The organism is Robiginitalea sp. (assembly GCF_049588695.1).
In the GTDB taxonomy this organism is placed as follows: domain Bacteria; phylum Bacteroidota; class Bacteroidia; order Flavobacteriales; family Flavobacteriaceae; genus Robiginitalea.
In genome coordinates this window covers 1-8,977 of record NZ_JBAVZJ010000325.1, presented here as the reverse complement: position 1 = coordinate 8,977, position 8,977 = coordinate 1, and the positions used below count along the sequence as shown (strand labels likewise).

The following is an 8,977-nucleotide window of genomic DNA, read 5'->3' as shown; positions in this document are numbered from 1 at the left end:
AACGGCTCCAAGGTGATGGTCCTCTTTGGATCTTACAAGGGTACAGTAAGGGAAAATGGTTTTTTCTGGGCCAATCCATTTTATACCCGTCAGCGAATCTCGCTGCGGGCCCGGAATTTCGACAGTGAGCGCGTGAAGGTAAATGACAAGATTGGTAATCCTATCCTGATTAATGTAATCCTGGTCTGGCAGGTGGAGGACACCTACAAATCGGCATTCGATGTGGACAACTACGAGGAATTCGTACGCGTGCAAACCGATGCGGCCGTTCGGAAACTGGCCGGGTCGTATCCTTATGACAATTTTGACGATGAACAGGCGGAACTAACCTTGCGCTCCGGGATGGATGAGGTCAATGAAGCCCTGGAAACAGAGATTACAGAACGGTTGAGTATTGCCGGGATAAAAGTGATGGAGGCCCGTATTGGATACCTGGCATACGCTCCCGAGATTGCGAGTTCTATGCTCAAAAGACAGCAGGCCGTGGCCATTGTAGCTGCCCGTAAAAAGATTGTTGAGGGTGCTGTTGCCATGGTTGAAGACGCCCTCCTGCAACTGGCTCAGGATAACATTATTGAATTCGACGACGACAAAAAGGCATCGATGGTCAGCAACCTGATGGTAGTCCTTTGTGGGGATAAGGAAGTTGTTCCTGTAGTGAATGCAGGATCCCTAAACGCCTGATCTGTGAGTAAGCGCAAATCCTTTGTACTCAGAATCGACCCTGAATTGTTCAAGCAGGTGGAGAAATGGGCAGATGATGAATTTCGAAGTGTCAACGGTCAGTTGGAGTGGATGATACACAAAAGCCTCAAGGAAAACAAGCGTCTGCCCAAAAAGTAAAGATAACGGGACCGTGAGCTGGTTTTTCTGCGGTGGCGTGGGGGATAATCTGCAGTCTGGGCTACGGCCCCCCTGAGGGCTCATATTACTCCTTTTTGCTTGGTGGCATCGGGGATGGAGAAGTGTCTTTTTCTGATGATGAAGTCTCGTCAGGATGTTTTCGGTCTTCTTTGCCAGGCAAGAGTTTATAAAACAACCATCCGAAACCCAGTAGGAGGTGGAATACAATCAGGCCGAGTATAATTTTAGTCATCAGGTTCATGACACCTTTTTGAAATCGGCACTCCTGGCGGCTACTGCCTTATTTCACGCGATTCAATATCCAGTCTGATATTTCTTTGAGGGCTACCGGAGCAAAGGTTTCCTCCAGGGCGGCGTATTCACTCGGAGATCCGGTGGCCGAGTTTTGAAAGAGGTGATTCAATCCGGACAATTCCCGAACCGTTACATCGGAATTCCCTCCTGCTTTTAAATGTTTTTCAATCGCCTCGAGGTTTACCTGGGAAGGGACCTGCAGGTCCACTTCACCGTTCAGGGCCAAAACAGGACATTTTACCTGCTCCAGGGCCGGGGCAGGATCGTATCTCATAAAATACTGCATCCATGGAGAAGCCAGGGCATCTGCCTGTGTTGAAACGATGTCCTCCACGGACATACCCTGGGGAACTTGCTCCGGATCTTTTTCAAAGGCCTGAATAAAATACTGCTGCAGATCTTTCTTGAGTTCAGTGGGGTCATCTACAGTACGCACCAAGTCCAACGCGCCCCGGGTGAGATCCATTTCCTTTTTCAGGGCGTCCCCACTCACCCCGCTGGCTTTTCGAATCAGTTCGCTTTGCAGCATAAGGATGTCGTAACCCGAAATCCCGGGCCCGGCTAGAAGGACCATAAATGCGATATCGTTCGATTTGGAGGCAACCATCGGGCCAATAAGGCCTCCTTCGCTATGGCCGATAAGCCCGATTTTCCGGGAGTCGATATCCTCCCGGGACTTCAGAAAGGCCACTGCACTTGCCACATCTGTGGCGAGATCTTCCGAAGTCGCGGTAGCGTGGTTGCCCGTAGATTTTCCCGTCCCCCTGTCGTCATAGCGCAGGACACCTATCCCCTGACGCGTCAGGTAATCGGAGAGGACCAGGAAGGGCTTATGCCCAAAAACCTCTTCATCCCGATTCTGGGCACCACTGCCGCTAATGAGCACGACAACGGGAAAGGTTCCGTTTTCAGAGGGCAGGGTAAGGGTTCCTGAAAGGGACAGGCCGCTTCCCGGATTTGGGATAGATACTTCTTCAGAATAATAGGGGTAAGGGGCTTTGGGTTCCTGTGGACGCAACAACTTCTTTTTAGCCACCGGATCCCTCGAAAAATTAAGGGGCAGGGATTGCCCCATTTGTGTAAACGTCCCTTCTATGGTCCCGTCTTTATTCAGCATTCCGGTATAAGCAATTGCCATGGGAGCTACTTCGAATGCCAGGTTGGAATCCGCATAACTCAGGGAGGTGATCTCAATACCTGTGGCCCCCTGGTCCGGACTGTCCATGGTACCTGTAAAGCCGGGGTCACCCTTAGTTATATGAATGACGAGCGGGAGTTGTATGCCCTGAACTTCAAGGACCCCATTCCAGGTACCGGAAATTTCCTGACCCCTGCTCGTAAATAATACCAGGAGTGCTGTGAGTAATAGCAGTTTTTTTTTCATGTTGTGGAGTTCAGTTCTCAGGATAGTAGGTCACCTTGCAATTTTGGCAAACCGAATGGTCGTCTTCCGGGATGAGCTGGATGCCCTCCAGATGCTTTTTGGCATAATCGATTACCCACCCGTCATGGGGATCGTGGGAATCCACGTCGTGACTGTAATTGCGGACCGCATCGAAGAATGCACCACCGTATTCCTGCCGTCCCCAGCAATTGGGGCAGTACCCTTCAGGGGTAGCCTCGGCAGATAAGGTTTTGTTCTTTTTAAAATAAGACAGGAAATCATGCATTTTGGCCATAGAATAACTGGTTTTTTGGGGTGAAGAGCCTATACGGGCCGGGCAAATTTAATTACAGCAATCACAACGGCTGCAGTTACAGGAGGTGCAGGGGCAACTGGCATCCCGGCAGTTCCCGCAATTGCATTTGGTACATTCACAATTTGTGCAGGTGCAGGTATTCATAACGTTTTCTCTTTTTGAGATTCAAAACTTTTGCTAAACCTCTGGTTAAGATTAAAGGTAGTAAAATCCCGTCAAATTTTTCATGAATTTTACTGTGTTCAAAGGTTTGCTGGCCGCTGTGATTTTTTTGCAGGCATTGGTTATCTTTAACCACCAACCAGGGTGTTTTGCACCCCTTCCAAAACAATAAAAATGTCAGGATTTTTCAGGACTTCCTTCCTTTTAGCCTTATCGATAAGTACATTCTACGGATTTCGTCTGTGTGCCCAATCTGAGGATTCACCAGCCCTCGAAACGGTGGCTGCTGCCCTGGAGTTCAGGGAAATAGGCCCGGCCGTTATGGGTGGGCGTATCGCAGACATCATCGTGAATCCGGATAATACCAATACCTGGTATGTGGCCGTCGGTTCGGGAGGGGTATGGAAAACGACCAACCGGGGAACTACCTGGGAACCCGTTTTTGACGCCCAGGCCTCTTACTCCATCGGCTGTGTGGCCTTGAGCCCACAGAACCCTGAAGTTGTTTGGGTAGGAACGGGTGAAAATGTAAGTGGCCGTCATGTGGGATGGGGAGACGGGGTGTACCGCAGTTCCGATGGGGGAAAGACCTGGGAAAACAAAGGGTTACCGCAATCCGAACATATAGGTAGAATCCTGGTAGACCCCAGGGACGACAATGTCGTATTTGTGGCGGCCGAAGGACCCCTATGGGCCTCCGGTGGCCAACGTGGTCTCTACAGATCGCGGGATGGGGGGAATACGTGGGATCTGGTACTGGAGATCGACGCAGATACCGGTGTGACAGACGTGGAATTTGATCCCTCCAACCCCGATGTCCTCTATGCTGCGGCTTATCAAAGGCGCCGCCACGTCTGGTCCCTGCTGGCCGGTGGTCCGAATTCAGGTATCTATAAATCTACGGACAATGGAACCACATGGAAGCAGGTGGATTCCGGATTGCCCAATGGGGATATGGGTAAAATTGGGTTGGCTGTAACCCCTGCCGATCCGGATTTGGTCTATGCCACCATTGAGGCTGCGGAAGGCGAAAAGGGTTTTTACCGCTCCACAAACAAGGGGGAAAGTTGGGAGCGCGTCAACAGCTATACTTCAGGAGGTACCGGCCCGCATTATTATCAGGAGATAGAAGCTTCTCCCACCGATCCGAACCTGATTTACCAAATGGATGTCTTTTTGCACGTTACACGGGACGGAGGAAAAACCTTTGATTACCTCGGAACCGGACGGGAAAAACACAGTGATAACCACGCCCTCTGGATAGATCCGGCTGATGGTGCCCACCTGCTGGCTGGGACAGATGCGGGACTTTACGAATCCTATGACGAGGGGACTACGTGGAGACACTTTCCAAACCTACCGGTTTCACAGTTTTACAAGCTCGGTCTGGACAATGCGGAGCCCTTCTACAATATCGTGGGGGGAGCACAGGATCTGGGGACGCTTATCGGGCCCTCCCGCACCTTCAATATTGAAGGGGTGCGCAACCAGGATTGGTATGTACCCCTGGGTGCCGATGGATATGAATCGGTTTTTGATCCTGAAGATCCCAATACAGTTTATATGGAAATTCAGCAGGGCCTCCTTCACCGTCTGGACCGGCGCACCGAAGAGGTATTGAATATACAACCCCAGCCGGGAGCATCAGACCCCCCGGAGCGATGGAATTGGGACAGCCCTGTGCTGGTGAGCCCGCACAATTCAAAACGGCTTTATTTTGGCTCCCAGCGGGTGTGGCGCAGTGAGGACAGGGGGGATTCCTGGACGGCCATCAGTGACGACCTTACGACCAACACAAACCGGTATGAACTCGAAATGGGAGACCGGGTCTGGAGTATAGACGCCCTGTACGACACGGGAGCCATGTCTAAATATGCTACCCTGACGGCCATTTCAGAATCGCCACGGGTTGAAGGGTTGCTCTATACGGGTTCTGACGACGGGATGCTCCATTGCAGCGAGGACGGAGGGCAGTCCTGGCGCAAAATAGCTGGGCTACCCAAAATGCCATCCCGCGCGTTTATCACAGATGTAGAAGCCTCTCCCCACGATGACAATACTGTTTTTGTCGCCGTGGATATGCATAAACAGGGAGATTTTAAACCCTATCTCTTTATGAGCAGGGACCGGGGCCGTTCCTGGAAATCCATTACCGGTAATTTGCCCTCTAAAACCATTGTATGGGTGGTAAAGCAAGACCACCTGAATCCTGAGTTACTGTTTATCGGTACAGAATACGGTATCTATTTCTCAATGGACATGGGCGGGACCTGGATACCCCTTAAAGGAGGTGTACCGACCATTCCTTTCCGGGATATTGAATTGCACCCCAGGGACAATGACCTTGTCGGAGCTTCTTTTGGAAGGGGTTTTTACATTTTGGATGATTATTCTGCCCTGCGAGAGCTTTCCAATACGGTAAAAAAGGGTTCCAATGCCCTTTTTCCCGTGCGCGACGCCTGGTGGTATATCCCCAATACGCCCATGCAGGCCAAAGAAATGCCTACGCTGGGCAGTACGTTGTATGTAGGGGAGAATCCGCCCTATGGAGCCATGCTCACCTATCACATGGGTGAACTTCCTCAAACTGGAAAAGCGCAAAGGCAAGAAGGGGAAAAGGAGCTCCGAACCCAGAAGGAGAGCATTCCATTTCCCGGCTGGGATACACTCCGGGAGGAAAGCCTTGAAGGTGCCCCTCAGGTACTCCTGTTGATAAAGGATTCCAGCGGTAACCCGGTACGGTGGATTCAGGGGGAGGCTGCCAAAGGGTTGCACCGCACTTCATGGGACCTGCGGTACGCCGCTCCTAATCCAGTATCCCTTTCAAAACCCGGGTTTCAGCCCCCCTGGGCCGGTACCCCGCAGGGTCCCTTAGCGGCCCCCGGCCAATATTCGGCCACTTTGTATGTACTGCATCAGGGAAAGTTATCCGCCCAGGGCACACCGAGGGTTTTTCAGGTAAAACCGCTCCCGGGCGATTCCCCGGATATGGATTTCGGGTCAGTGGCCAACTTCCAGCAACAAACCTCAAACCTGCTTCGGGAAACCTCCCTTGCGCGTAAAAACCTCGATGAAGCCGAAGAGCGCTTGCGGTATATGGAGGCGGCCCTGCCACGTACGGCCAGGGCTACGGAAGCCCACTTTCAGGAATTCGAGCGCCTGCAAAAACAACTGGCTCATTTACAGATGCGCCTGATGGGGGATCCCATCTTACAGCAAAAGAACGAATCCGTCTCCCCTTCCATTACTTCAAGGGTAGGGGGGGTAGCCTATGGGCATTGGGATACCCGCCAGGAGCCCACAGCGACCCAAAAGGCGCAGATAGAATCGGCTGCCCGAGACTATCAGGCTTATAAGGGAGACTTAAAAAGTTTTATGGACGACCTGGAGGCCTTTCAGGCCGAGCTGCAGAAAGCCGGCGCCCCCTGGACGCCCGGGCAGAAAATGGATTAGTACTCTGAAGGCCTTTTATTTAAAGGTCTAAGGCAGCTCCAGTGTTTCAAGACCGCTGGCATCCAGGACTTTATTGACCCGGGGCAACTCCTTTTTAAGGATGGTTTTGAGGGTCCCCAGATGGGTATCGAGTTCGGACGACAATTCCTTAAAAACCTTATAAGCCCCATCCGTAGGTCTCGCATCCCCGGTTTCTACGCTGCGCCTGAGGGAGGCCAGGCGGTTATTCAGTTTGATTGGAAAATTCAGGGGATCCTGGTTGGATTGGTTTTGGACCTGATAGAGTTCTTGTTCCACAGCGCTGAGGTCATCCAGAAAAGGTTGCAGGGTTTTTTCGTATTCCCGATCCGGGATGCCTTCCCGGTTTTCTGAAATGTGTGATTTCATCTTACGGATATCAATAACCGCCTCGTTAGCCGTGCTTGTCTTTGCCATGATTTGGTTGGAGAGCTTAAACTGCTCCTGCAAATCGGCCTTCGAGATACCCTTTAAGTTGGGATCCATATGGATCGCAAAAGGATGGACTTGTTCCACTCCACCTGACTTTAAGCGTACTTTGTAATCGCCCGGAGGTGCTTTAGGCCCCCTTTGCGGGCGGGCACTCCAAATAATCATACCGTCAAACGTCGTGGCACCCGGGTACCTTAGGTCCCAGGTAAAGGTATTGAGTCCCCGGGCCGTAGTGGGTTTGGAGGAGCCCCCTCTTTGCCACCAGGGGAGATCCGGGTCTTCCTCGTATTCAGCCTGACTGCCGGTGAAGGTATCTACTACACGGTCCTGGGCATCCAGGATTTCAATGGTGATGGTATCCAGGGCTTTTTTGAGATAGTATTGAATGTTTGCATCTGAAACCCCGCGAATGGCATTGCCGGGTTCAAAAAGAACCGCAGATTTGTCCTTTAGTGCCGGGGAATACTGCCTGATTGGCCGGATGTCATCGAGGATCCAGAAGCCCCGCCCATGAGAGCCGAGGACTACATCGTCATCCTTCACCACCAGGTCGCGGATGGGGGTATCCGGAAGGTTCAGTTGTAAAGACTGCCACAGACCCCCATCATTCATTGAAAAATAGACCCCGTGCTCGGTGGCGAGAAAAAGCAGCCCCTGCCGGACCGGATCTTCCCGAACAGCCCGGGCAAAATGCCCGTCGGCAATCCCATCGATGATTTTTGTCCAGGTCTTGCCGTAATCGTGGGTTTTAAATACATAGGGCTGCCGGTCATCTACCTGATAGCGGTTCGCCGCCAGGAAGAGGGTCCCGGGCCGGTGTTTGGATTCGTCGATAATACTGATACGCGAAAATTTAGGCAGGCCTTCCGGGGTGATGTCTTCCCAGTTTTTACCGCCATTGCGGGTGATATGAACCTTGCCGTCATCGGACCCGGCCCAAATGGTATTGATATCATGCCAGGACGGGGCCAGGGCAAAAACCGTGGCATAGATCTCCGGCCCGTTCATATCCATGGTGATAACACCTCCGGTTTTACCCAGGGTGGAGGGGTCGGCATAGGTAAGGTCCGGGCTTATTTTTTCCCAGGACTGCCCGTCATCCGTGGTTCTCCAAACATGCTGGGAACAAGTGTACATGACCCTGGAATCCTGTGGGGCAAACATAATGGGGAACGTCCATTGCCAGCGCTCAGGCAGGGCTTCAGCAGGTTCGCCTGAAAAGAATCGCGGATAGACCTGTATGTCCCTGACCTGTCCGTTGCTCCGGTCGTACCGGGTGAGTAAAGCGCCCTGGCTTCCGGCGTAAAAGATATCCGGTTTTTCGGGATGTTGGGTGATCCACCCGCTTTCCCCTCCACCTACGGCGTAATACCAGCCGTGATTGGGTCCGCGGGCCTGCCTATGCCCCCAGCCGTCACTTGGCATGGCCAGCGTACTGTTATCCTGTTGGGCGCCCGCCACGTGATAAGGTACATCACTGGTGGTCATCACGTGGTAGAACTGGGTGGTCACGTAATCCTGTTCGGTCCATGTTTTGCCGGCGTTGATACTCACATTCCCACCCCCGTCATTGGAGTTGATCATGCGGCCCGGGTTGGCAGGGTCTATCCATAGATCGTGATTGTCTCCATGAGGTACTTTAATAGTGGTGTCGAAGGTCTTGCCTCCATCGGTAGATTTATAAAACCCCGTATTCAGGCAGTAAACCGTTTCTTTATCCAAAGGATCTGCATAGATCCTGGAATAATAAAAAGCCCGCTGTCTGAGCTTGCGCTCGTCATTGGTGCGTTCCCATGTTTTTCCTGCGTCATCTGAACGAAATACGCCCCCTTCATTGGCCTCTACGATCGCCCATACCCGGTTTGAATCTGCAGGAGACACGGTCACCCCGATTTTTCCGATCGGGCCCTCGGGCATTCCCTCATTTGCGGTGAGGTCGGTCCAGGTGGTGCCTCCATCCGTAGACTTCCACAATTTGCTATCGCCGCCGCCTCCCCACATTTTCCAGGCCTTTCGATAGACTTCCCAGGTGGTGGCATATAGTACTTCAGGGT

7 protein-coding genes are annotated in these 8,977 nt (G+C 52.2%); 3 read left to right on the top strand and 4 right to left on the bottom strand.

Annotated features, from left to right (window positions below; translation table 11 throughout):
* On the top strand, positions 1–684 hold a 684-nt coding region (locus WBV75_RS07975), incomplete at its 5' end, for an SPFH domain-containing protein (protein ID WP_424120104.1).
* Between the two features lie 3 nt (positions 685–687).
* Entirely contained in the window at positions 688–843 is a 156-nt protein-coding gene (locus tag WBV75_RS07970; protein WP_424120103.1) for an Arc family DNA-binding protein, read from the top strand.
* 85 nt (positions 844–928) lie between these two features.
* Here the strand turns inward: WBV75_RS07970 and WBV75_RS07965 are convergent, their stop codons facing one another.
* From WBV75_RS07965 to WBV75_RS07955, 3 genes are read right to left on the bottom strand one after another with little or no spacing between them, the layout of a single operon-like run.
* Positions 929–1,096, bottom strand: coding sequence for a hypothetical protein (locus WBV75_RS07965; protein ID WP_424120102.1), 168 nt, complete (start codon positions 1,094–1,096; stop codon positions 929–931).
* Positions 1,097–1,144: 48 nt separating this feature from the next.
* Positions 1,145–2,542 carry an alpha/beta hydrolase family protein gene (locus tag WBV75_RS07960; protein WP_424120101.1) on the bottom strand — a complete coding sequence of 466 codons (1,398 nt, stop codon included), beginning with the start codon at positions 2,540–2,542 and terminating at the stop codon, positions 1,145–1,147.
* A gap of 10 nt (positions 2,543–2,552) precedes the next feature.
* Positions 2,553–2,837: a hypothetical protein gene (locus WBV75_RS07955; RefSeq protein WP_424120100.1), complete on the bottom strand. Its 285-nt coding sequence runs from the start codon at positions 2,835–2,837 to the stop codon at positions 2,553–2,555.
* Positions 2,838–3,194: 357 nt separating this feature from the next.
* Between WBV75_RS07955 and WBV75_RS07950 the strand changes: the two genes are divergently transcribed.
* Positions 3,195–6,473 carry a WD40/YVTN/BNR-like repeat-containing protein gene (locus tag WBV75_RS07950; RefSeq protein ID WP_424120099.1) on the top strand — a complete coding sequence of 1,093 codons (3,279 nt, stop codon included), beginning with the start codon at positions 3,195–3,197 and terminating at the stop codon, positions 6,471–6,473.
* 27 nt (positions 6,474–6,500) lie between these two features.
* Here the strand turns inward: WBV75_RS07950 and WBV75_RS07945 are convergent.
* Positions 6,501–8,977, bottom strand: a 2,477-nt coding sequence (locus WBV75_RS07945; protein ID WP_424120098.1) for a glycosyl hydrolase, incomplete at its 5' end; no start/stop codon positions are given.

Coding starts and splice junctions, on each gene's coding strand:
- WBV75_RS07965 (WP_424120102.1), bottom strand. CDS start 1,096: ATGACTAAAATTATACTCGGCCTGATTGTATTCCACCTCCTACTGGGT.
- WBV75_RS07960 (WP_424120101.1), bottom strand. CDS start 2,542: ATGAAAAAAAAACTGCTATTACTCACAGCACTCCTGGTATTATTTACG.
- WBV75_RS07955 (WP_424120100.1), bottom strand. CDS start 2,837: ATGGCCAAAATGCATGATTTCCTGTCTTATTTTAAAAAGAACAAAACC.
- WBV75_RS07950 (WP_424120099.1), top strand. CDS start 3,195: ATGTCAGGATTTTTCAGGACTTCCTTCCTTTTAGCCTTATCGATAAGT.